This window comes from Treponema rectale (assembly GCF_014202035.1).
In the GTDB taxonomy this organism is placed as follows: Bacteria; Spirochaetota; Spirochaetia; order Treponematales; family Treponemataceae; genus Treponema_D; species Treponema_D rectale.
Genome location: NZ_JACHFR010000001.1, coordinates 264,389 through 289,092 on the forward strand (window position 1 = coordinate 264,389; position 24,704 = coordinate 289,092).

General features: G+C 40.5%; 20 protein-coding genes. 13 read left to right on the forward strand and 7 right to left on the reverse strand.

Annotated features, from left to right (window positions below):
- Window positions 1-196 precede the first annotated feature (196 nt).
- From HNP77_RS01060 to galT, 3 genes are read right to left on the reverse strand one after another with little or no spacing between them, the layout of a single operon-like run.
- Window positions 197-1,078, reverse strand: a complete 882-nt coding sequence (locus HNP77_RS01060; RefSeq protein ID WP_184651311.1) for a hypothetical protein — start codon at window positions 1,076-1,078, stop codon at window positions 197-199.
- 27 nt (window positions 1,079-1,105) lie between these two features.
- Window positions 1,106-2,143 (reverse strand): aspartate--ammonia ligase, encoded by a 1,038-nt coding sequence (gene asnA / locus HNP77_RS01065; RefSeq protein ID WP_184651312.1) that lies wholly within the window; start codon window positions 2,141-2,143, stop codon window positions 1,106-1,108.
- A gap of 14 nt (window positions 2,144-2,157) precedes the next feature.
- Window positions 2,158-3,678 (reverse strand): UDP-glucose--hexose-1-phosphate uridylyltransferase, encoded by a 1,521-nt coding sequence (galT, locus tag HNP77_RS01070; protein ID WP_184651313.1) that lies wholly within the window; start codon window positions 3,676-3,678, stop codon window positions 2,158-2,160.
- Between the two features lie 135 nt (window positions 3,679-3,813).
- On the opposite strand from galT, the gene HNP77_RS01075 reads away from it, so the two are divergent.
- Window positions 3,814-4,641 carry a DNA/RNA non-specific endonuclease gene (locus HNP77_RS01075; protein WP_184651314.1) on the forward strand — a complete coding sequence of 276 codons (828 nt, stop codon included), beginning with the start codon at window positions 3,814-3,816 and terminating at the stop codon, window positions 4,639-4,641.
- 22 nt (window positions 4,642-4,663) lie between these two features.
- Here HNP77_RS01075 and HNP77_RS01080 read toward each other — a convergent pair whose 3' ends face one another.
- On the reverse strand, window positions 4,664-5,542 hold the full coding sequence (locus HNP77_RS01080; RefSeq protein ID WP_184651315.1) for a metal ABC transporter substrate-binding protein: 879 nt from the start codon (window positions 5,540-5,542) through the stop codon (window positions 4,664-4,666).
- A gap of 151 nt (window positions 5,543-5,693) precedes the next feature.
- On the opposite strand from HNP77_RS01080, the gene HNP77_RS01085 reads away from it, so the two are divergent.
- The 5 genes from HNP77_RS01085 (at window position 5,694) to ilvN (ending at window position 13,626) form a co-directional block, all read left to right on the forward strand.
- Complete coding sequence (locus tag HNP77_RS01085) at window positions 5,694-6,848, forward strand: iron-containing alcohol dehydrogenase (RefSeq protein WP_184651316.1); 1,155 nt, start codon at window positions 5,694-5,696, stop codon at window positions 6,846-6,848.
- A 306-nt stretch (window positions 6,849-7,154) separates the two neighbouring features.
- Entirely contained in the window at window positions 7,155-8,489 is a 1,335-nt protein-coding gene (locus HNP77_RS01090; protein WP_184651317.1) for a glycoside hydrolase family 27 protein, read from the forward strand.
- A gap of 123 nt (window positions 8,490-8,612) precedes the next feature.
- Window positions 8,613-11,105, forward strand: coding sequence for a bifunctional aspartate kinase/homoserine dehydrogenase I (gene thrA, locus HNP77_RS01095; protein ID WP_184651318.1), 2,493 nt, complete (start codon window positions 8,613-8,615; stop codon window positions 11,103-11,105).
- Between the two features lie 11 nt (window positions 11,106-11,116).
- Window positions 11,117-13,060 carry a 3-deoxy-7-phosphoheptulonate synthase gene (gene aroF / locus HNP77_RS01100; RefSeq protein WP_184651319.1) on the forward strand — a complete coding sequence of 648 codons (1,944 nt, stop codon included), beginning with the start codon at window positions 11,117-11,119 and terminating at the stop codon, window positions 13,058-13,060.
- Window positions 13,061-13,134: 74 nt separating this feature from the next.
- Window positions 13,135-13,626 (forward strand): acetolactate synthase small subunit, encoded by a 492-nt coding sequence (ilvN, locus tag HNP77_RS01105; RefSeq protein WP_184651320.1) that lies wholly within the window; start codon window positions 13,135-13,137, stop codon window positions 13,624-13,626.
- Window positions 13,627-13,638: 12 nt separating this feature from the next.
- Here the strand turns inward: ilvN and HNP77_RS01110 are convergent, their stop codons facing one another.
- The gene (locus HNP77_RS01110) at window positions 13,639-14,106 is read right to left on the reverse strand and encodes a hypothetical protein (RefSeq protein ID WP_184651321.1); all 468 of its coding nucleotides are present in this window, start codon (window positions 14,104-14,106) and stop codon (window positions 13,639-13,641) included.
- A 62-nt stretch (window positions 14,107-14,168) separates the two neighbouring features.
- Between HNP77_RS01110 and HNP77_RS01115 the strand changes: the two genes are divergently transcribed.
- A complete protein-coding gene (locus HNP77_RS01115; protein ID WP_184651322.1) occupies window positions 14,169-15,848 on the forward strand; it encodes a hypothetical protein in 1,680 nt (559 codons plus the stop codon).
- A 2-nt stretch (window positions 15,849-15,850) separates the two neighbouring features.
- Here HNP77_RS01115 and HNP77_RS01120 read toward each other — a convergent pair whose 3' ends face one another.
- Window positions 15,851-16,420 (reverse strand): MBL fold metallo-hydrolase, encoded by a 570-nt coding sequence (locus HNP77_RS01120; RefSeq protein WP_184651323.1) that lies wholly within the window; start codon window positions 16,418-16,420, stop codon window positions 15,851-15,853.
- Complete coding sequence (locus HNP77_RS01125) at window positions 16,417-17,109, reverse strand: pentapeptide repeat-containing protein (protein ID WP_184651324.1); 693 nt, start codon at window positions 17,107-17,109, stop codon at window positions 16,417-16,419. The genes HNP77_RS01120 and HNP77_RS01125 overlap by 4 nt, the downstream gene beginning before the upstream one ends.
- A gap of 93 nt (window positions 17,110-17,202) precedes the next feature.
- Between HNP77_RS01125 and murI the strand changes: the two genes are divergently transcribed.
- From murI to HNP77_RS01155, 6 genes are all read left to right on the forward strand, one after another.
- Window positions 17,203-18,033 (forward strand): glutamate racemase, encoded by an 831-nt coding sequence (murI, locus tag HNP77_RS01130; protein ID WP_184651325.1) that lies wholly within the window; start codon window positions 17,203-17,205, stop codon window positions 18,031-18,033.
- Between the two features lie 54 nt (window positions 18,034-18,087).
- Complete coding sequence (gene iorA, locus HNP77_RS01135) at window positions 18,088-19,950, forward strand: indolepyruvate ferredoxin oxidoreductase subunit alpha (protein ID WP_184651326.1); 1,863 nt, start codon at window positions 18,088-18,090, stop codon at window positions 19,948-19,950.
- 47 nt (window positions 19,951-19,997) lie between these two features.
- Complete coding sequence (locus HNP77_RS01140; protein WP_184651327.1) at window positions 19,998-20,573, forward strand: indolepyruvate oxidoreductase subunit beta; 576 nt, start codon at window positions 19,998-20,000, stop codon at window positions 20,571-20,573.
- Window positions 20,574-20,601: 28 nt separating this feature from the next.
- Entirely contained in the window at window positions 20,602-21,882 is a 1,281-nt protein-coding gene (locus tag HNP77_RS01145; protein WP_184651328.1) for an O-acetylhomoserine aminocarboxypropyltransferase/cysteine synthase family protein, read from the forward strand.
- A 94-nt stretch (window positions 21,883-21,976) separates the two neighbouring features.
- Entirely contained in the window at window positions 21,977-23,218 is a 1,242-nt protein-coding gene (locus HNP77_RS01150) for a phenylacetate--CoA ligase family protein (RefSeq protein WP_184651329.1), read from the forward strand.
- Window positions 23,219-23,261: 43 nt separating this feature from the next.
- Window positions 23,262-23,771, forward strand: coding sequence for a GNAT family N-acetyltransferase (locus HNP77_RS01155; RefSeq protein ID WP_184651330.1), 510 nt, complete (start codon window positions 23,262-23,264; stop codon window positions 23,769-23,771).
- Window positions 23,772-24,704 lie beyond the last annotated feature (933 nt).

Consider the following 24,704-nt stretch of genomic DNA (forward strand, 5'->3'; position numbering starts at 1 on the left):
TATGTCATTTTCGGGCACGACCCGAAAATCTATTTTTACATAAAAGGACATTTTTTTTTATGTCATTTTCGGGCACGACCCGAAAATCTATTTTTACATAAAAGGACATTTTTTTTATGTCATTTTCGGGTTCGACCCGAAAATCTATTTTACATAAAAGGACATTTTTTGTAGGCAGGGTTTGTAATTTATGTGTTTAAAGGATTTTGAAATCCGGTTCATCTCTGTTGAAGAAAATCTTTACGCTGCAGTTTTCCATCGTTACATTTTCTACAAAAGAAGTGATGTTCATTGCATAAGGAGAAAAAATATCTTCAGGATTATAGGAAGTTTCAATTACAGCTTCTTCATTTTCGGCAGTAAGTCTGCTGAAAGCTCCGTTTAATTTTATTATGTCTGTTACTGCCGGAAAAAGATGCTGCTTGTGTTTTTCTTCGAATTTTTCTTTCAGAAAATTCAGCTGCATTTTTTCTATTTCGAGATGAGGGTGTTCTTCCGGTCTAAAGTCTGTTATATAAGAACAGTTGTTGCACTGCTGCCATTCGTCAAAATCAGAAAAAAAACTGGAGGCATTTATTTTTAGGGCCTGAAGGATTGTGTTAAACCATGTAACAGCCCGTCCGCAGGTATAAAAAGTATGGCATGCAAAAGCCATTCCCCGTGCAAAATCCAGGTCTTTGCTTGAAAAAAATGCTGTGGAGCGTGGAAGTTTGCCATCCTCAAGCTGGGGAAAATTAATGTGGTTAGGGTAGAGGCTTACAGCAAAATCCAGCCGGTCTCTGAATGCCCTGAAGGTATCTGCCTCAGGTTTACCGAAACTCATTGTAAAGCCAAAGACAAGACCTGTATCGTTTAATATTTTTGCTTTTGAAGAGTATAGCTTTTTATCGAAAAGAAGTGCATTGTTTTTCTGGGTGCTTTCCAGCGGAATGTTAAGTGAGCACCACAGTTCCTGAAGCAGAGCTGCAGTTTTCTGATCAATGGCAGAAGGCAGTACCTCCATTTCTGTGAAGGAGTCAGGAGATTTTTTTTGCATGTCAGAAATGAATTTTAAAAGTTCTTCCTTTGTGGAAATCATCTGCCTGCTCCTGCAGTTTTTGTTTTATCAGAGAATGTTAATGGAAGCTTTGCGGCATTTTTCAACCATGTCCTGAGGCCACGTGCTTACCTGTGTCTCTCCTATGTGAGCTTTTCTGAGGAAGTACATGCACAGACGGGACTGGCCTATACCGCCTCCGATTGTCTGATAGAGTTCGCCGTTGAGAAGTTTTTTATGGAATGTAAACTTTTCTCTGTCGGTACAGTTTCTTTCTTTAAGCTGGAGCCTCAGAGTCTCAGGATTTACGCGGATTCCCATGGAAGAAAGTTCCATTGCCTCGTTGAGTACAGGATTCCATACAAGAAGGTCTCCGTTAAGTCCCTTGTGTCCGTCTCCGGTTTCTGTAGTCCAGTCGTCATAGTCAGGAGAACGTCCGTCATGAAGGGAACCGTCAGGAAGAGTTCCACCTATACCGATTACAAAAATCGCACCATACTTTCTGCATTCTTCCGTTTCACGTTCTTTTGGAGAAAGTTTCGGATATTTTTTCAGAAGATCATCTGCATATACAAATGTAATTTCAGAAGGAAGAATCGGCTTTATCTCTTCGTAGCGGTCGTAAACAAAGAATTCCGTCTGCTTGAGACAGCGGTATACTTTTTTAACAATTTCTTTAAGGTACATGATTGTACGGTCATTGTCGTCCATGTGAAGACACCAGTCCCACTGGTCTACGTAAAGAGAGTGAAGGTTGTCCAGTTCTTCATCGGCACGGATTGCGTTCATGTCCGTATAGATTCCGAATCCTTTTCCAAGACCAAGTTCCGTTACCTTAAGACGCTTCCATTTTGCAAGGGAATGTACGATTTCCATCTGAGTGTCACCAAGGTCTTTTACCGGAAATTTTACGGCGCGTTCAACCCCATTAAGGTCGTCGTTTATACCTTCACCGCTCTTTACAAACAGCGGAGCCGTTACGCGGGTAAGGTTCAGTTCTGTAGAAAGAGAAAGCTGAAAGAAATCCTTGATAAGGATAATTGCCTTTTCTGTTTCTTTTACATTGAGAATCGGTCTGTAGTTTTCCGGAATATAAAGTCTGGACATAATTTTCCTCTGAATTATAAGGTCTGTATAAATTTCATAAAGGCTGCATGGCCTTCTTCTGTTCTTTTATAAACACCGGCATCTTCAAGAACCTGGGCAAATACTTTACCGGTTTCATCCTGGAGAATCTTTTCGGCATTGGAAGAATCGATTTTTGAATAATTCTTCTTAAATTCCTCAACCCATTCAGCATGCTTTGAAAGAACTTCATCTTTTGAAATATCTTTACCTTCTGCAATTGCTTTTGCAAGATCTGCAAGCTCACCTTTAAGACGGCTTGGAAGTACCGCAAGTCCCATTACTTCAATAAGACCGATGTTTTCCTTTTTAATATGGTGAAGCTTAGCGTGAGGATGGAAAACTCCCAGCGGATGCTCTTCCGTAGTTATGTTGTTGCGAAGAACAAGATCAAGCTCAAAAAGATCTCCGCGCTTTCTTGCAATAGGAGTTATAGTGTTGTGTTTTACACCGTCTGTTTCTGCAAAAATGAATGCATCTTTGTCTGTATAGCCTCTCCATGCTGCAAGGATTTTTTCTGCAAGGGCAATGATTGAATCAGGATTTTTTGAATCAAGACGGATAACGCTCATAGGCCATTTTACGATTCCGGCTTTTACGTCATCAAATCCCTTTACTGAGAATTCTGTTTCTACAGATGCACGGGCCATTGCAAATTCGTAGTTGCCGCCCTGGAAGTGATTGTGGGTAAGAATTGAACCGCCTACAATCGGAAGATCTGCATTGGAACCGATGGTGTAGTGGGGGAAGAGTTTTATGAAGTCAAAGAGACATCTGAAGGTATCTCCTGAAATTACCATAGGAGTGTGTTCAAAACTGAATACGATGCAGTGCTCGTTGTAGTATACATATGGAGAATACTGCAGACCCCATTCCTTACCGTTAAGCGTAATCGGGATAATACGGTGGGTCTGACGTGCTGCATGATTTACGCGGCCGGCGTAACCTTCGTTCTGTTTGCAGAGGAGACATGCCGGATATCCTGATTTCTTTGCATTGAGGGCTGCGGCAATGGCTTTAGGATCTTTTTCAGGTTTTGAAAGATTGATTGTAATGTCAATGTCACCGTATTCAGTTTTTGACTGCCATTTAAGGTCTTTGCATACTCTGTAACGGCGGATGTAATCTGTGTCCTGAGAAAACTTATAGTACCAGTCAGTAGCTTCCTTTGGAGAAGCCTCATAATGCTTTTTGAATTCAGCACGAATTTCAGACGGTCTTGCAACAAGACAGCCCATTATTTTCGTATCAAAAAGATCCCGGTATACGATGGAATCTTCTATAATATTGTGTTCAACTGCATAATCAAGAAGTTCTTTAAGAAGTGCTTCAAAATTGCAGGCATTTGTGCCGAGTTCAAAATCTGGAATTGCGGCTGCCTGGGCATCATTTTCGAATCCGTCAAGTCCAAAAAGTTCAAGAAGACGGTTCTGAGTGTAGATAATGTCATCTTCCTTTATAAGGCCTGTTTTAAGACCGTAAGCTGTAAGTGCATTTATATTTTCGTAGATACTCATGATTCTGATATTATAGAAAAATTCATACTCTAATTCAATTGAGTTTACACTAAAAAATTATTCTATGTCTGATTTGAACAACTGCCCGGGAAAAATTCCATTGAAACATTTTTTCATTTTATTCATACTTTGCTGATGAGTGCTTCGAGAAAAAAAATTATTCTTATTGTTGTAATAGAACTGATACTTATATGTCTCCTGCTGTATAGAAATTCCAGAAAGTCCCAGGCTCAGACTCCTGTGCCGGAAGTAAGTGACCTTGAACTGCCTTTATGTGAGGCAGTTATAAACGGAGGTAACTGTCCGGATCACGAAATTCATTCTTATGCAGGTTTCAGGCTTTGTTACAGAGAAAGCTATGAAGTGGCAGAATGGGTAAGTTATACAGTTACTAAGGATGAACTTGTAAAGGAAAGCGGAAGGACTAATGATTTCAGGGAAGATGAAAGCATTTCTACCGGTTCAGCTTCTCCTGCCGACTATTACCGTTCCGGATATGACAGGGGGCATCTTGCTCCTGCAGCTGATATGGCCTGGAGCAGGGAATCCATGAGCGAAAGCTTTTATATGAGCAATATGACGCCCCAGACACCGGCTTTTAACCGCAAAATATGGATGTATCTTGAAAGTCAGGTAAGAATCTGGGCTGAACGTTACGGAGAAGTTACTGTTGTTACGGGACCGGTTCTTGATAAGAAGGCTTCTGAATACAAGACAATAGGTGAAAATGAAGTATGCGTTCCGGAATGGTTTTATAAGGTTCTTCTTGTAAAGACTGAGGAAGGAAACGTAGAGACTGTCGGATTCCTTATACCGAATGAAGGGTGGACGGGTACATTCTGGGATTATGCTGTTACTGTAGATGAAGTTGAAACCCGTACCTCCCTGGATTTCTTTTCTGTTCTGGATGATGAAATTGAAAATCAGGCAGAAGGTACGTTTAATCTGAACTGCTGGAAATAGAATCTGAACCTGGAAGCTGTCTTTAATCAGAAAGGGCTGTTTTTAAGGTCTGGAGGTTGTGTTCCATTGCATTCAGGTATGCATCTTTTTCAAGTTTTCCTGTTACGCATGGGTCCAGCTGATAAACTTTAAGCCCCGTTTCTTTTGCAATAATCTGTGCAGCTGAAGAGGAATACTGCGGTTCAGCAAAAAGTGCTATCTTTTGATTTTCAGCTTTTTTTATTCTTATCAGTTTCATGAGATCTGAAAGTTCTTTTTGGGTAGGTTCGGTTCCAGGTTCCCTTTCTATTACTGCGGTAAGATTCAGACCGAAGTTTGAGGCAAAATATGGAAAGGCTTCATGGAAGGTGATGATTGCCGTTCCTGCAAAAGGGGACAGTTCTTTTTCCATCTTTTCAGAAAGAGAGTTAATCTTTTCTATATATATGCGTGCATTTTCCCTGTAAACATCTGCATTCTTAGCATCTGCTTCAGCAAGTCCTTCTGCAATCCGGTTTACTTCAAAAGCTGCTCCTTTCGGACTTACCCATATGTGTGCATTGTCCTCTATAAGGGGATAGCCTTCTGCGGCGGTTATAATGCTGCCTTTTGAAAGTTCCAGGGCTTTATCGATAAAATCTTCCATTCCGGCGCCATTTGCAATGATTATGTCGGATTTAGTTATAAGCTTCATGTCTTTTGTCGTGATTGAATAATCATGAAGACAGCCTGTATCTGCAGGTGCAAGCATCTGTACGGAAACGTCCTGTGCATTTTCAGTTATATTCAGCAGCATTATGTACAGGGGATAGAAAGTAGCGGTTATTTTAAAATTTCCGTCGGCTTTTTTTTTGCTGCATCCTGTAAACATAAGGAGTGATGCAGTAATCAAGGCACAAAATGTGAAAAAAATTCTTTTCATGTATTACAGAATACAGATAAAAAGTGATTTAGACTAGTATATATGGAAGAAGTGCGGTTTTAAGTAATTTCTGGTTAAGAACTGAAAAACTCATTGACCATAGGTGATTTTATAAGCATAATAGGTTCAGTACACAAACGGGGTTGCGCAGATGGCAAATCGCATGATTTTAAATGAAACTTCCTGGTTCGGTAGCGGATCGATAAAAAAACTTCCTGAAGAACTTAAAAAACGCGGAATAGAGCGTGTTCTTGTTGTTACAGACGCTGGTCTTGTAAAGGCAAAAATTGCTGCAAAAATAACTTCCCTGCTTGTTTCAAACCGAATTGTCTATCAGATATTTGATAAAGTTAAATCAAATCCTACAATTCAGAACGTAAAGTCTGCCGTAGAGACTGCTTCCCAGTTCCGTGCAGATGCGATTGTGGCTGTAGGCGGCGGTTCTGTAATTGATACTGCAAAAGCTGTTTCTATAATATGTACAAATCTGGAGTTTTCTGATGTAAGGAAACTTGAAGGTGCATCAAAAACTGCAAAAAAAGGTCTTCCTCTGTTTGCTGTGACTACAACCAGCGGTACGGCTGCAGAAGTTACCATAAATTACGTAATTACAGATGAGACCCGTCAGCGTAAATTCGTATGCATTGACCCTCATGATATACCTGTGGTTGCTATTGTAGATCCGGATCTTTCTTCAAAAATGCCGGCTAAACTCTGTGCTTCCTGCGGTATGGACGCTCTGGTTCATGCTATTGAAGGATATCTTACAAAAGATGCATGGCAGATGACAGACATGTACTGTCTTGAGGCAATAAGAATCATAAGTGCAAATATAAAGGATGCTGTAAAGGGAAAGGCTGCTGCCCGTGAACAGATGGCATACGGTCAGTATATTGCCGGAATGGGATTTTCTAATTGCGGACTTGGTCTTGTTCATGCAATGGCTCATCCTTTGAGCGCCGTGTTTGATGTTCCTCATGGAGAAGCCTGTGCAATTCTTCTTTCTCCTGTCCTTAAGTTTAATGCTGCTTCCAGCGGAACTAAATATAAGGATATAGCCCTTGCCATGGGTGCTAAAGTCGGTGCGAAGGCAACTGCAGCGACCTACAGAAAAACCTGTATGAACGCCGTAGACAAGCTTTTAAAAGAGTGCGGAATTCCAAAGAAGATAGATTCTCTTGGAGATCAGACGATTGATTATGATTTTCTTGCGGAAAGTGCTTTAAAAGATGCCTGCATTGCCGGAAATCCAAAAGAAATTACCAGGAAAAAGGTTATTGAGATTTATAAAAGTATTCTGAAATAATGACTCCGGCAGACTTTGTTGCGTTTTATACATTGAAATTTTTTAATTAATGTTATTTATGCAATATGTCTCGTCAAAAGTTAAAAATATGTTATGATACTTGAAAATGAGAATTAGAGAGTTAGAATTTATTTAGCGTATGGGAATGCGCTAAATGGATATCCAGAGTCTCTCTTGATGTTCATTTTCTGTCTGGGGGTATCGGGAAGTTTTCCTGGTACCCCTTCGTCTTTTAAAAAAAATACTCGACATTTTGAAAAGGTTTTCATAGAATAGCATTCAGTACTGATTTTTTTAGGAGCACTTATGTACAGTAAAAATGATGTGGCGAAGCGTCCGCCTATGGGCTGGAACAGTTATGATTACTACAATACCATGGTTACGGAAGAGGATGTAAAGCGGAATGCAGATTTTATGGCTGAGCATCTGAAAATGTACGGCTGGGAATATGTAGTCGTAGACATTCAGTGGTCTGATCCTGCAGCAGGCAGTTTGTGTCCTCAGGTTCAGTACGTTCCTTTTACAAGACTTTGTACTGATGAATATTCACGGCAGATTCCTGATCCGGTCCGGTTTCCTTCAAGTAAAGACGGAAAGGGGTTTGCTCCTCTTGCTGAATACTGTCATAAAAAAGGTTTAAAGTTCGGAATTCACATAATGAGGGGAATTCCCCGTCAGTGCTGTCATGACCATGCTAAAATACTTGGCACTGATGTAACTGCAGACCAGATTGCAAATCCGTTCAGTGTGTGTAAATGGAACGGGGATATGTACGGCATCGACTGTACAAAAAAAGACGCCCATAAGTATTATGATTCAGTTTTTGCCCTCTATGCCCAGTGGGGAGTAGATTTTGTAAAGGTTGATGATATCTGCAATACAAATTTTTATAAGGAAAATCCTTATTCTGCGGAAAAAGAAATAGAGATGATAGCAGCTGCTATAGAAAAAAGCGGAAGGCCTATGGTTCTTTCTTTAAGTCCGGGGCCTGCAGTAATCGAAAAAGCCTGGCATATGGAAAAGTATGCAAATATGTGGCGTATTACGGATGATTTCTGGGATGACTGGCGGCTTCTCAAGGCAATGTTTGAGCGTTGTGAGGTATGGCAGAAACATGTAGGGAACGGTAACTGGCCGGACTGTGACATGATTCCCGTGGGAAAGCTGGGGTACGGATGGAATAAGGTTTCAAGAAAAACAAACTTTACTCCTGATGAAGAAATTACGATGTTTACTCTCTGGAGTATATTCAGAAGTCCCCTTATTCTTGGAACTGAACTTCCGGAACTTGATGAGCGTACTCTGTCTATAATTCAGAACGAAGAGGTACTTGCCCTGAATGCTTCTTCCCATGGAGCCTGTCAGGTTATGAGGAATGAAAGGCAGACGGTCTGGGCAAGCTGCGGAGAAGGATGCCCTGCAAAAGGCATGGACGTATTCATAGCCCTCTTTAACCTTAGTGATGAGGACGGGGAAGTGGCTGTAAATCTTTCTGACGTTCCTTATCTTAACGGCAGCGGAACTTACCGTGTGCGGGATTTATGGAACCGGAGAGATATGTTCCCGGTTGAAGGAGACGCAGAACTTTCCCTTTCAGTTAATAAACATGGTGCCGTGCTTCTGAAACTGTCAAGAAAGTAAAAATAAACTGCTGCACCGTATGCAATATTACGGTGCGGACTCTGCATTATCCAAACATTGTAAAGACTCCCGGAATTTGATATCATCTTGCAACTAAATTCAAAAAAACGTAAGAGGAAGAATATGCTTACATTAAAATTTGGCGGAACAAGTATGGGCTCTGCCCGTCGTATTTTGGACAGCACGGATATTATGGTAGGCCGCGCAAAGACTGACCGTATTTCGGTTGTAGTTAGTGCAGTGGCAGGAGTTTCCAATAAACTGCAGGCTGCTATTGACGGGTGTGTTGCAGGTGGAGTATCCGCTTCTTATGTAAGCGAACTCAGGTCCATTCATCAGGACATTTGTGCTCAGATAAAATCGACGCTTGCTGATTTTGATACACAGGCTGTAATGGCAAAAATTGAAGAAAACCTTTCTGAACTGGACAGACTTCTTACTGGTATTTCATCTTTCGGTGAATGTCCTTCAGGAGTTCACTGCCGCATCATGGGTATGGGAGAACTTATGTGTGCTCCTATTGTAGAGGCAGTGCTTCTTGCAAAAAAACAGAGCGTTATTCTTCTTGATTCAAGAAAATTTATTTATACGACAGGTGATCAGAAAGAAGGTGATCCTGATTATTCTCACTGTGCTGATGCATTTGCAGATTATCGTGACGGTTCTGCACCTATGGCACAGATCCTTCTTTTCCCTGGCTTTATCTGTTCATGGATCAGCGGAACCGGTGCTAAACCTGTAATGGGACTTTTAGGACGTAATGGTTCTGATTTCTCTGCGGCAATCGTCGGTTCATGTCTTGGAGCTTCTAGAGTTGAATTCTGGACGGACGTTGACGGAATCTATACTGCAGATCCGCGCATCATAAAGGATGCTGTTCTTGTAAAGGACATGAGCTATGAAGAAGCAATGGAACTTTCTTTCTTCGGTTCAAAGGTTCTTCATCCTAAGACTCTTGCTCCGCTGGCTGCAAAGAATATCGAGGCATGGAGTTTGAATTCCCATAATCCTGCTTCAAGAGGAACCCGTATTGCCCGCGGTCCGTTTGTTGATGAAAAGTCAGGACCTGTCCGCGGCATAAGCTGTCTTAAGGACTGTGCAATGATTTCTGTTACCGGTGCCGGAATGAAAGGCCGTAAGGGTATGGCTTCACGCATTTTCTCTGCCGTAAGCAATGCAGGAATTTCTGTTCTCCTTATTACTCAGTCTTCTTCTGAATATACTGTATCTTTCTGTATCCGCAAGGCATACGCTCAGAAAGTTCAGGATATCCTTAAGGCTGAATTTGCCCTTGAGATAAGTACAAAACTGCTTAATCCTATAGAGGTGTACGATAATCTTGCCATTGTTTCCATTATTGGTGATGCAATGAAGCAGAAACGCGGTGTTGCAGGAACTTTCTTTGATTCTCTTGCAAGCCGTGACATTAACATCAAGGCTATTGCCCAGGGATCTTCAGAACGTTCAATTTCTGCCGTAATTAAAGCTGAAGACGGTGACATGGCTGTACGTGTCGTTCATCAGTTCTTCTTTAATACGGTTCAGTCAATTCAGGTTTATGCATTCGGTGCAGGAACTATCGGCGGAACAATGCTTGATCAGATTAATGAGCAGCATGATGCCCTTCTTGAACAGGGAATTGATGTCCGCGTAATGGCAATTGCAAATATTGACGGAATGATTTTCAACGCTGACGGAATTGAACTTGACGGCTGGCGTGACAAGGTAAAGGCTGACGGTAAAAAGACAAACCTTGATGAGATTCTTGAATTCGTAAAGGAGACTAAGCCTCTTAATCCTATTTTTGTTGACTGTACGGCAAGCTATGATCTTCCGGAGCGTTATATCGATATTCTTAAGGCAGGAATGAATATTGCTACACCTAATAAGCGTGCAAATTCAATGAGCATGGATTTTTATCATAAACTCCGTCAGACTGCCAACGAAATGCATGTACGCTTCCTTTACGAAACTAACGTTGGTGCAGGACTTCCGATTATTGATACTCTCCAGAACCTCTTTAAGTCAGGAGATAAACTTACCGGCTTTAACGGAATCATGTCAGGTTCCCTTTCTTATATTTTCGGTAAACTCGATGAAGGTAAAAAATTCAGCGAGGCAGTTCTTGAGGCAAAAGAACTCCGCTATACGGAACCGGATCCTCGTGATGATCTTAAGGGAACTGATGTTGCCCGCAAGGCTCTTATTATTGCCCGTGAAGCAGGAATGGAAATTGAACTTGAAGATATTGAAATGCGTTCTATTTTCCCTGAAGGCTTCTCTCTTGAAGGAACTACTGAGGAATTCCTTAAGAAACTTCCAGAACTTGATTCATATTTTGCAGAAAAAATGGCAGCACTTAAAAAAGAGAATAAAGTTCTCCGCATGGGTGCTTCAATTAAGGACGGAAAGGTTTCTGTCGGCATGCTTGAAGTAGGTCCTGAAGATCCTCTGTTTGGGGTTCGCGGTGGAGAGAATGCATTTGTATTCCATACAGCCCGCTATACTCCTATTCCTCTTACAGTCCGTGGTTACGGGGCTGGAGCAGGTGTTACGGCAGCTGGTGTTTTCGGCGACATTCTTCGTACTGTCAGCTGGAATGTTTCAAGTTTTTAATTTGACTGTGTATGGTAATAGTTCTCAAAAAGGATATCAGTAACGGTCAGAAAGAAAATTTAACGGCTTTTCTTCACTCTCATGATTTCAAGTTAAATGAAGTTAAGGGTGAGGAAGAGACTGTAATTGCTGCCGTCGGAAGAGTAAAACTTGATGTCAGTGAAGTTGAACTTATTCCGGGCGTACAGCGTGTAATTCCCATAAGCCGTCCCTATAAGATGGCGAGCAGGGAATTTAAAAAAGAAAATACTGTTGTTGAAATAAAAAATTCAAAAGGGCAGATTATCCGTATCGGCGGAAACAGAATAGTTGCCGCTGCCGGTCCGTGTACTGTAGAAAGCAGGGAACAGATAATGAGAGTTGCTGCTTCCGTTGCAGAAAGCGGAGCGGTGCTTTTAAGAAGTGCTGCATTCAGGCCCCAGAGTTCTCCATACACATTTGAAGGATTGGGAGAAGAAGGATTAAAGTATCTTAAAGAAGCCGGAGAAAAATACGGACTTCCTGTTGTTACAGAAATCGGTTCTGAGAATTTAATTCCAATGATGCAGGATTACGGGGTAGATGTTTATCAGATCGGCGCCGGAAACATGCAGAACTTTGATTTGCTGAAGAAAGTCGGTTCTTTGGGTAAGCCGGTGATTCTTAAAAGAAGTTATACTGCAACTCTTGAAGAACTTCTTATGAGTGCAGAATATCTTCTTTCTGCAGGAACTGAAAATGTTATTTTATGCGAACGGGGAATAAGGACTTTTGAGCATTCTACAAGAAATACTTTAGACCTTTCTGCAGTACAGGTGCTTCGTTCTCTTACACATCTTCCTGTAATTGTAGATCCAAGCCATGCAGTAGGTATCCGTGAAAAAATACCTGCAATGGCTCTTGCGGCGGTTGCTTCCGGGGCAGACGGCGTTGTTGTTGACGTTCATCCTAATCCTGAGAAAGCTTTAAGCGGTGCCATTCTTTCTATTGTTCCGGAACAGTTTGACAAGATGATGCATGATATTGAAGCTCTGGCTCCTGTTATGGGAAAATCTGTTTATCATATTTTCTCAGGGGAATGTGCAAAATCTGAACGAAAATCTGACAGCAAAAAACTGCTGGTTGCATATTCAGGAAAAAAGGGTGCCTATGCGGAACAGGCAATCGGACGTTATTTTGATGCAAGTGAGGCAGAAGCGGTTGCTCTTGATTCCTTCAGTGATGTTTTTCAGAGTGTAGCAGACGGAAGCTGTGATTACGGTATGATTCCTATTGAAAATTCCCTTAACGGCAGTGTTTATCAGAATTATGATAATTTTTCCCGCTTTGAGGATGTGGAAATCGCAGGTTCTGTTACTTTGAATATCAGACATTCCCTTCTGGGATTAAAGAGTGCATCTCTTTCAGATATTAAGACTGTTTATTCTCATCCCCAGGGATTCGGGCAGTCAAAAAAATATCTTGACCAGCATAAGGACTGGGCTCTGGTTGATTCAGTTTCTACTTCTACTGCCGCAGAGTTTGTAGCCTCTCATGCTTCAAAATCAAATGCTGCTATTGGCAGTATTGTAAATGCAGAGATTTACGGCCTTAAGATTCTTGCAGAAGATATAGAAGATGATCCCGGCAATTTTACACGCTTTGTTGTAATTGCATCCAGAGACCGTATTAATAAATCTGAGAATAAACCTCTGTTTAATATTAAACCAAATATGGCAAGCTTTATTTTTACGACAAAAAATGAAAGCGGTGCCCTTTACAATACTCTTGGAATTTTTGAAAAAAGACGGCTTAACCTTACCCGTCTTGAATCCAGACCGATAAAGGGACAGTTATGGAAGAGCTGGTTTTATGCGGATGTAGAAATTAATAAAGAGGACGGTGATGTTTATGCTCAGTGTGCTTCCATCTATGAGGAACTTAAGGACAAGACTGAAGAAGTAAGGCTTCTTGGAGTGTATGCAGACGGTCGATAAACGCATTGTTAAAATCTTATTTTTTGCTATAATAAATGTATAGTCGCAGCAGCGACAGATATAAAGAGGAACCTATGGAAAAAAAATATGTACTTTCAGTTTTAGTAGAAAATCATGCCGGTGTATTGAGCCGTGTTTCAGGACTTTTCAGTCGCCGCGGATATAATATTGATTCTCTTACTGTATGTGAGACTTCAGAAGAAGATAAATCAAGAATGACCATTGTTGTCAGGGGCGATGAATACATTCTTGAACAGATTGAAAAACAGCTTTCTAAACTTGTTGAAGTAATCAGCATCAAGAACTGTTCAAAGAGTGAAACTACCCAGAGAATTACTGCTCTTATAAAAGTTAAGGCCGGTGGTTCAAACCGTGGTGTAATTATTGAAACCTGTGAAATCTTCCGTGCCCACATTGTTGATGTTGCAGAAAACTCTCTTATTGTTGAAGCAACTGGAAGTGAAGATAAAATTGATTCCCTTATCAGACTTCTTGAACCATACGGTATTCTTGAACTGCTTAAGTCAGGTCTTATTGCAATGGACAGGGGCGAAAAAACTATGTAAGTAAAAGGCAGCTTACTTTCTGTTCAGCTTGATCCATTTTGAGTTGAACAGCTGCCATGAGTTTTTTTCAATAACTGCATCTGAGACCTGTATTACGGTAATCTTGATTTCAGGTATTTCTAAAAAGGCGGAACACTTATCTGTAAAAGTAAGGGGACCGCTTTTTTTTATTTCTGCAATTTTAACCCTGCTGATTAATTTAGAAAGGCTGCTGCAGTCATTGTCGGAAAATTCCGCATGAATTCCTATGTTTACGGAAGAATCATTTTCATCATAAAAAATCTTCTGAAGAGTCAGGGATTTTAGTTTTTTCGGATCAAAGAGATTTTTTTCATCATTAAAAAAGATATAAAGAGGGTAGCAGGGATATATACGGGCATCTGAAAATTCACTCAGAAACTCAGAAAGCCTGATGACCTGTTTTTTTTGAAATTCTGAAAGTACAAAAAGCGTATCTTTATGAAAATGCAGAACCTTCATGATTTCTCCCGTATTACATTAATTGACCTTATCTAAATTTCAAAAAAAGTGTAGCATAAATTATGTTGAAAAAAAATTATTTTTTTATCTTAATCTGTATTTTTATTGCATATATTTTTTCAGGCTGTACTAAAGCAAAACTTCTTACCGCAGCTGGAGAAAAACTTGAGCCTGTTACGGAACAGTCTGAGAAGTGTGCTGTTGAAGATCCCCGTAATGAGCCTTACCTTTTTTATAAATTTACTGATAAACAGAAAGAACTTATAAAAGACATGCAGTGTGAAAAGTCCGGAGCTTCTTTTGGAATAAAAATTTCCGGACCTGGAGATGAGTCCCGTTTTTCATTTGGCTTTTTGTATAAGGAAGATTTTAAATCCGGAAGTAAGATCGTAACGCCTCTTTCTTCCCGATGTCAGGTCAGGGGAAAATATTCCGATGTAAAAGCAGATAAGTTTTCCCTGCAGCTGTGCATTAAACGCACGGATGAGCCGGAAGGATTTTATTTCTATTCAGCAGGTAAAGCAGACCTTCTTGACAGCTGGATTGAACCGTATAAGATTGGAATTGAGTTTTTACCGGAACCTCTTTTTTCCTATGGCATAGATGGCGGAACCGTTTCTTCAGAAATATATTCCGTTGATTTTTCACGGGCAGAAAAAACTTTACCAGAGGGAATGAAAATAACCCTGACACTGAATACAAAAGAAACTGCTGCAGCTAAGAATGAAGACAGAATTGTTTTTGAAAACAGGGGCGAAGTTTTTACAGTCAGGTTATCCGGTAAAGACAGTTTTGATTTTGATTCCCGGTGTTTTAAAAACGGAACAGGAGTATTTAAATTTACCGGTGGAAATAAGTTTGTAAAAAGTTTTACTGCTGTCTGGTGTAAGGAAGATGAAGCGATAGCTGCTGATATTGGAATGATACTGGATTGGCCGGAAAAAAACTGGCGTCAAAAGGATTATGAATTATTTCGCTGGAGTATTTTTCCTGATGTATTGTTTTTTGATTTTAAGGATTATCAGATACAGGACTCTTTTTTAACCCGGCTTGCATATTTTGTTGAAAAGACAGGGTATAAGGGGACTTTTGTAGATGACGATTTTATTTTGAATAATCACGGTTATAATGCCCATGATTATAAAGCAAAGGATCTTGCAAATTTCTTTACGCAGGCTTTGAGACACAGTGTTCAGCTGAACGAAAATGAACTTCTTTTACGCAGTATTCTCATAAGAAACGGCATTATAGTTACTTTACCGGACGGAACTTTTGAAGAAGGGACGGGATGTATTATTTCTATTTCAAGAGAAAGCAGTCCTTCCTTAAGAAATCAGCTGGTGGCCCATGAGTGCTGGCATGGAATTTATTTTATGGATTCCGGATTCAGAGATTATGTAAAGTCTCTTTACGGCAGTTTTAATCCTGATTCACTGTCATTCTTAAAATCTTACTGGGCAACGGCAAAAGGGCTTGGTTACGATTTAAATGATGATTATCTTATGAAAAATGAGTTTATGGCATATCACCTTCAGCTGTCACCTCAGACTACAGGAGCATATTTTGTCACACGTTCCTACTGGTCAAATATGAGAAGCTTCCCGGACCTGCAGCGCTACGTCCAGCAGACGAAGGGTAAAGATTTTGAAATGGTCGCATACAGTCTCAGTGATTACGTTTATGAACGCTGGGGACTGTATGGAGGAAGAACCTTTCTTGTGTTCAGGGAATCCCCTGAGTAAGCTTAAGGCTTTACATCAAGATTGTATTGTTTTTCGGATGCAACGGTTGTTGGCGGACCATGTCCCGGCATAATTACCGTTTCATCTGTCTGAGAAAAAATCTTTTCCTGAATTTTAGAGCTGAGAAGTTTTTTTGAATAAGAACTTGCCGTTTCTCCGATTATCCCGGAGGTGATGGTGTCTCCGGTAAACATGGTTGTACCTATTTTAAAAACCATACTGTCAGATGTATGCCCGGGTACTGAATAATACTGAACTTTTAGTCCTGCAGTCGTGATTTCTCCGTCCCCCTGAAGGACTGTAACCTGTTTGCCGGCTACTTCATAATCAGCAGCATATATTCGTGGCGAATAGATTTTCATGAGGGTAGAAAGGGCCTTTACATGACTTGTGTGGTTATGAGTTATGAGAACGGCCGTAAGTTTGTATTTTCCCCGTTCGATAATATCAATCATTTTTGGAGTAACGATTCCCGGGTCAATGATAATTGCTTCCATAACAGAAGGATCGTCGTTTACAACGATATAGCAGTTTGTAAAATCATCGAAAGAAAGATCAAAGTAGAGTTTCATATCTGCTGCCTCTCTTCTGAGTTAAGGATGTCTTCATCAGGTGCGGAAGCTTCGAAGTCTCCCATAAGGCCTCCCCGGTTTCTGTCTACAAGTGCTTCCCTTGTGTTTGAAAGTTTGAATGAAACATGTTCCCTTACAGAGTTATAGAAAACGGTTTTTTTAAGGTTGCAGTTTCTCATGGAAGTATTCATTAATACGGATTTTATGAAACGGCTGTTGTACAGGTCTGAATCATCAAAACTTGACTGGTAAACCGTAACTCCGTTGCAGTTAATGTGTACAAGATCACTACCTGTTAATATTACGTGTACAAGCTTTGAACCTGCAAAAGAAGTAAACTGTATGTTGCTGTTTATGAAATTGCAGTCCGTAAAAGTGCAGCCGTCGTATATTCCCATGCGCATGCGGATTCCGTCTGCGTGAATGTTCTGAAAGCTGCAGTTTTGAAAATTACATCCGTAAAAGCGTTTGTTATTGAGGTTAAGGTCCTTTATTGTAAGGCCGGGACAATTCAAGCCTATTACTGTATCGTGCCTCATCATGTAACTGCAGATTTTTGACGCAATGTCTTCAATGTCCGGAACGTGGTCAACACACCATCCGCTGCTTACGATGTTGTCATTTTCGTCGATGGTACTCATGGCATTTTTATTGCAGCCACTGCACCTGCACCTGTTGAATTCGTACATAGGCATATTCTATCATTGAACTAAAAAAACAATCAATCTAAGTTTGACATGAAAAATACAAAGGAGTAAACTTCTGACTGCGTGTTATAGTGTATGAGTGTTATTACAGATTTTGCATTTTTAGACAGTGGTACCGGCGGGCTTCCGTATATGGCGGCCCTCAAAGAAAAGATTCCGGAAGCAACTTTTGCCTATTTAGGAGATACAAGAAATTTTCCCTATGGAGAGAAGACCGTCAGTCAGGTTACAGAATGTGCCGGAAAAGCAATAGAACTCATTTTAAAAAACTGGAATCCCCGGACTCTTGTAATTGCCTGTAATACTATCAGCGTAACTTCTCTTGATTTATTAAGAAAACGATTTCCTGAACTGCCTATTGTGGGAACAGTTCCTGCCATAAAACTTGCAGCTTCCGTTACAAAAAATAATCGTATTGGACTTCTTGCAACTAATGCCACTGTCAATCATCCTTACAGCCGTCATTTGATTTCTGACTTTGCAAGTAACTGCACAGTAATAAGCAGGGGAGATCCAGATCTTATTGATTTTATAGAACATGATCTTTTTACGTCTTCAGAAAAAGAAAAAAAAGCTGCCGTAATGCCAGCCGTAGAATTTTTTAAGAAAGAAAACTGCGATACGATAATATTAGGCTGTACACATTTTACTCATCTGGCAGATGTAATTCAGGATGCCGCCGGTCCTTCCGTAAAGGTTGTTGACAGCAGGGATGGGGTTGCAAATCAGGCTCTTCGTCTTCTTAATGCCGGAACATATTCTAAAAAGAATGAATCTGAGTCAGATAATTCCCTTCACCTTAAGTCCGGTGCTTTTTATGTAACGGCAGCAGATGAAGCCCAGTGCAGGGAGTATGAAATTTTATGCCGTAATATGAAGATTGCCTGGGGTGGAGTCATAGGCTGAAACAGTTTATAAAAAACCATTTTATTTTTGTATCATTTATTGTAGAATGTCCCCATGTCAAGACAGATGATTATGGGAAATCAGGCTATTGCCCTGGGTGCATTAAAGGCTGGTGTAAAGCTTGCAGCAGGGTATCCCGGTACTCCTTCAAGTGAAATTATTGAATTCATTGCAAAGTATAAAGACAGAACAGGAACCTATGTTGAATGGTCTGTAAACGAAAAGGCAGCGGCAGAGGTTGCTGCAGGAGCTTCCTATGCAGGTAGCCGTACTCTGGTTACCATGAAGCAGGTTGGACTTAATGTTGCCAGTGATCCTGTAATGTGCCTGTCTTATGTAGGCGTAAAGGGTGGTATGGTCATTGTCTCTGCAGATGATCCGGGACCGATTTCAAGTCAGACGGAACAGGATACAAGAGTTTTTGCATCATATTCAAAGCTTCCCTGTTTTGATCCTTCTACACCTCTTGAGGCTTTTGAAATGATTCAGGAGGCCTTTGAACTTTCAGAAAAATATCATACGCCGGTTCTTTTAAGGCCTACAACAAGAGTTGATCATGCCTATGAAAGCATGGAGTTTCCTTCTCTCGAAAAAAATTCCTTAACCAGTGAATTTGAAAAAGATACAAACCGGTGGGTAATTTTTCCCAGAAGTTCATATTTGAATCATAAAAGGATTTTTGACAGAAACGAGCACATTCTTCCTGCAGAATTTTCTGATTCAAAATGGAATTTTATTGAAGGAAATGGAAAGGCTTCTACTGGTGTTGCAGCCGGTGGAATCAGCTGGTGTTATGTAAAGGAAGCCGTAAGTATTTTAAAAGCCAGATATCCTGAAAGTGAGGAATTAAAAAATATTAGCTTTCTTAAAATAGGTACTCCTTATCCTTTTCCGGAAAAGCTTGCGGAAAAATATCTGACTGAAAATAAAAGAATTGTTGTCTTTGAAGAACTTGATCCTGTAATAGAAAATGCCCTCATTCATATCTGCGGTAAAACAGGAATGAAAGCTGAAGTTTGCGGAAAAGCTGACGGAACTGTTCCTGAAGCAGGTGAACTTTCTGTAGAAACTGTTGTAAGTGTTCTCGAAAAAGTATTTTTCAATTCAGAAAAAAAAGAAGAGTCCGGTGCAGAGTCCGTTCCTGAACTCCCTGTAAGACCTCCTGTTTTATGTGCAGGTTGTCCTCACCGGGGTTCTTTTTATGCTGTAAAGCAGGCCATGAAAGGTAAAAAAACAGCGTATTGCGGAGATATTGGCTGTTACACTCTTGGAAATGCCAAACCTCTTGATATGACCGATACGTGTCTCTGTATGGGTGCGGATATTACCATGGCTCAGGGATTCTATCATAATGAAAATGACAGGCATTGTTTCAGCTTTATAGGTGACTCAACTTTTTTTGCCAGCGGAATTACCGGAGTAATAAACGGTGTTTATAATCAGGCCCGTCAGACTGTCTGTGTTCTTGATAATTCAACAACGGCAATGACAGGACATCAGCCTCATCCCGGAACAGGAATGACTATGATGGGTAAAACTGTAGAAAAACTAAGTATAAAAAAAATACTTGAGGCTGCAGGGGTAAATCCGGTTCTGGAAGCAGATCCTTTTAATCAGGAACAGGCTGTTGCTGCCGTTAAGCAGGCCTCTGAAGCAGAGGGGGTAAGTGCAGTAATCTTTAAGGCTCCATGTATTGCAGTAGCTTCTAAACTTGGTTATAAATTTAATGGTCCTGTAAAAGTTCAGGCAGAAAAATGTATTGGCTGTCAGAAATGCATCAGGGAACTGGGATGTCCTGCATTGAGTGTAAGTTCTTCAGTTTTGAAAAACGGAAAGCATAGGGCAGAAATAGACGCCTCTCTCTGTACCGGATGCGGTTTGTGCAGAGATGTATGTCCGGTAAAGGCAATCTGTTAGGAGTCAGGATAAAAATTATCTTTGTGGGTTTTATTAAGGAGAAATCTGTGTCAAAAAATATCTTGATATGCGGAGTAGGCGGACAGGGAACTGTTCTTGCAGCGAAGGTTCTTTCTCAGGCTGCTGTTTCCGGAGGACAGAAGGTGCTTTCTGCAGAAACCATCGGAATGGCCCAGAGAGGCGGTTCTGTGGTAAGTCATGTCCGTATTGGAAGTGATGTATATTCTCCCGTTATTCCCCGGGGATGTGCTGACGTCATAATTGCTTTTGAAGCGGCAGAAGCTGTAAGAAACATTTCCTATTTAAAAACTGGTGGAACTGTAATTGTCAGCAATGAAGTTGTTCAGCCGGTAACAGCAAGTCTTTCCGGAAAGTTTTTTGATTCAAAAGTTATGATTGATTACTTAAAGCAGAACGCTACCGTAATGTGTGTTGACGTAAAGAAAGCCTGCATGGAACTGGGCAGTTCCCGGGTTGCAAATATGGTTTTAGTAGGGGCTGCCTGTAAGTCAGGCATAATGGAACTTTCAGAAGTAAAAGATGCGGTCAGGCTTCTTGTAAAACCTGAATTTTATGAATTGAATGTCAGGGCTGTTGATTACTGTGCAGCTTTGGATATATAAAAGTTAATATAAAAAACGGAGGCAAATTATGGAACAGTCAATTAATACTAAGTGTGTACAGGCCGGATACACTCCAAAAAACGGAGAGCCGCGTCAGATTCCTATCATTCAGTCTACAACATTTAAGTATGATACCAGCGAGGACATGGGAAAGCTTTTTGATCTTGAAGCTTCGGGTTATTTTTATACAAGGCTTCAGAATCCTACAAATGATTATGTTGCAGCTAAAATTGCAGCTCTTGAAGGTGGAACTGCGGCAATGCTTACATCTTCAGGACAGGCTGCAAATTTCTTTGCAATATTTAATATTTGTGAATGCGGAAGCCATGTTGTAGCAAGTTCTTCAATCTACGGAGGAACTTTTAACCTTATTTCCGTAACTTTGAAGAAAATGGGAATTGATGTTACTTTTGTATCTCCTGATGCTTCTGAAGAAGAATTGAATGCTGCATTCAGGGATAATACCCGTGCAATGTTCGGGGAAACTATTGCAAATCCGGCTCTTACCGTTCTTGATATTGAAAAATTTGCAAAAGTTGCTCATGCACACAATGTTCCTCTTATTGTTGATAATACATTCCCGACCCCTGTTAACTGTCGTCCGATTGAATGGGGAGCAGATATTGTTACTCATTCAACTACAAAATACATGGACGGTCATGGTGCTGCAGTTGGCGGTGTAATTGTTGACAGCGGAAAGTTTGACTGGATGGCTCATAAAGATATGTATCCTGGACTTACCACTCCTGATGAAAGCTATCATGGAATTACCTATGCAGAACGTTTCGGAAAAGAAGGTGCTTTTATTACAAAGGCAACTGCTCAGCTCATGAGGGATCTGGGATGCATCCAGTCTCCTCAGAATGCCTTTCTCCTGAACCTCGGACTTGAATCCCTTCATGTAAGGATGCCTCGTCATGTAGAAAACGGACAGGCAGTTGCAGAATTCCTTGAAACTCAAAGCAAGGTTGCAAAGGTAAGCTACCCTGGCCTTAAGTCCGACAAATACCATGCGCTTGCTGAAAAATATCTCCCGAACGGAGGCTGCGGCGTAGTTTCTTTTGAACTTAAAGGCGGAAGGACTGCTGCAGAAAAGTTCATGAAAAACCTTAAGCTTGCTGCGATTGAGACTCATGTTGCTGATGCACGTACCTGCTGTCTTAATCCTGCTACTTCAACACACAGACAGCTTACTGATGAACAGCTTGAAGCTGCCGGAATCTCTGCAGGTCTTGTACGCATGAGCTGCGGACTTGAAGATAAAAACGATCTTATTGCAGATTTGAAACAGGCGCTTGAAAGCATTTGACATCTTTAATTTCTTATGTTACTATTTATAGTAACATAAGAACAGGCAGCTTCCCTTTCCTAGTGATGTCTGCCTGAAAATTGAGGATGCCTATATGAAAATGACCGAAAAACAGCTTGAACTTATCCGTACACAGATTGCCCGCGTAAAGGCATGTGGAAATCCATTCTATACAGAACGTTTTAAGAATATAAATCCGGAAGATATAAAAACACAGGAAGACTTTGAAAAACTTGTTCCTTTCTGTACTAAACAGGATCTGAGGGATGCTTATCCTCTTGGACTGGCAGCAGTTCCTGAAGAAGAAATCGTACGCATTCATTCTTCCAGCGGAACAACCGGCGCTCCCGTAATTGTACCGTACACTCAGAAAGATGTTGATGACTGGGCAGAGATGTTTGCCCGCTGTTATGAAATTGCCGGAATTACAAAAAAGGACCGCATTCAGATTACACCGGGTTACGGTCTCTGGACTGCAGGCATAGGATTCCAGGCTGGCTGTGAAAAACTCGGTGCCATGGCAATTCCTATGGGACCTGGAAATACAGAAAAACAGCTTAAGATGATGCAGGACCTTCAGGCAACCGTAATTTGTGCAACTTCTTCCTATGCACTTCTCCTTGCAGAACAGGTTGAACAGCGCGGCATCGGAAAGAATATCAAATTAAAAAAAGGAATAATCGGTTCGGAACGCTGGGGTGAAAAAATGCGCAACCGCATAAAGAATATCCTTGGCATTGAACTTTACGATATTTACGGTCTTACAGAATGTTACGGACCTGGAATCGGAATCAACTGTGAAAAGCAGACAGAAGGAATACATATTTTTGATGATTTCCTTTACATAGAAATACTTGATCCTCAGACAGGACTTCCTGTAAAAGACGGAGAAGTTGGTGAAATCACCCTTACTACTCTGGTAAAGGAAGGAGCTCCCCTGTTCCGTTTCAGAACTCATGACCTTGCAGCTTTTATTACTGAACCATGCCCGTGCGGCAGGTCATATCCCCGCATCACACCGATTCTCGGAAGAAGTGATGACATGGTAAAAGTTAAGGGAAACATTATTTTCCCAAGTACTATTGAGGATGTCATTAAAGCTGTTCCCGGAACATCAAGCGAATACCGGGCAAAAATAGAACATGTAGACGGAAAGGATAAAATGACTGTTTTTGTTGAAGTCGAAATGGGGGTAGACCGGGCAGAAACTGCACTGGGAATTCAGTATTTCTTCAAGCAGAAGTACAACATGACGCCAGAAGTGCAGGTTGTAGGAATAGGTGAGTTACCTAGAAGTGAAAAGAAAACAAAAAGGATTGAAGACCTCAGGGATTAATTTTTAATTTAAAGAAGAATTCCTGTGAAGCGGAGAATGTTTGATGTCAGAAATAAAAATACAGCGTGCATCTTCAGATGATGCAAAAGAAATCCTGTCGCTTTTAAAAGTGATAGGAAGTGAATCTGATAATTTGTCCTTTGATGAAAACGGACTTTCCGTAACAGAAAAGGAAGAAGCTGACTTTCTTTCAAGTATCGAACATTCAGACCGGGAAGCTTTCTTTGTAGCCAGAAAAGCATCTGAAATAATAGGAACGGCTCACTATACGGCATTTTCTAAAAAAAGAATGGCTCACAGAGGAGAGTTTGGAATCTGTGTAAGAAAATCTGAATGTGGAAAAGGAATAGGATCCCGACTCCTTGAAGAGGTTCTTCGTTTTGCAAAAGAAGTAGCCCGGTCAGAAATAGTGTCTCTTGAAGTACGGAGTGATAATCAGGGGGCCATCCGGCTTTATAAAAAATTCGGATTTGAAAAAACAGGCTGCTTTCACGGTTTTTTTAAAATAAATGATGAACTGATTGATTTTGATATTATGGAAAAAATGTTGTAAGAAAATCAGCTGTAGAAATACAGACATTCCGTAAATAAAATACTCGTACCGAAATTAAGGTATCCCGCAGAATAAAAGGAATATTGCCGAAAGAACGATACTGCAGATAATCAAAGATAACTTAAACAAAAAAACTATGATTTGACATGCAGGAATTGTCGTGCCGAAATTAAGGTATCCCGCAGAATAAAAAGAATATTGCCGAAAGAACGATATTGCAGATAATCAAAGATAACTTAAACAAAAAAAACTATGATTTGATACGAGGAAACTGTCGTACAGAAATTAGGGTATCCTGCAGAATAATAAGGAATATTGCCGAAAGAACGATACTGCAGATAATCAAAGATAACTAAAACAAAAAAACTATGATTTGACACGCAGGAACTGTCGTGCCGAAATTAAGGTATTCCGCAGAATAAAAAGAATATTGCCGAAAGAATGATACTGCAGATAATCAAAGACAACTAAAACAAAAAAACTATGATTTGATACGCAGGAACTGTCGTGTCGAAATTAAGGTATCCCGCAGAATAAAAGGAATATTGCCGAAAGAACGATATTGCAGATAATCAAAGATAACTTAAACAAAAAAACTATGATTTGACACGCAGAAACTGCCGTGTCGAAATTAAGGTATCCCGCAGAATAAAAGGAATATTGCCGAAAGAACGATACTGCAGATAATCAAAGATAACTAAAACAAAAAAACTATGATTTGATACGCAGGGACTGTCGTACCGAAATTAAGGTATCCCGCAGAATAAAAGGAATATTGCCGAAAGAACGATACTGCAGATAATCAAAGATAACTAAAACAAAAAAAACTATGATTTGACACGCAGGAAGTGTCGTGTCGAAATTAATTTCTCCCGCAGGCTAAAAAGCCTGTCGGGAGATAAAAGTTTTATGCTGTCAGCAAAGCTGTCAGCA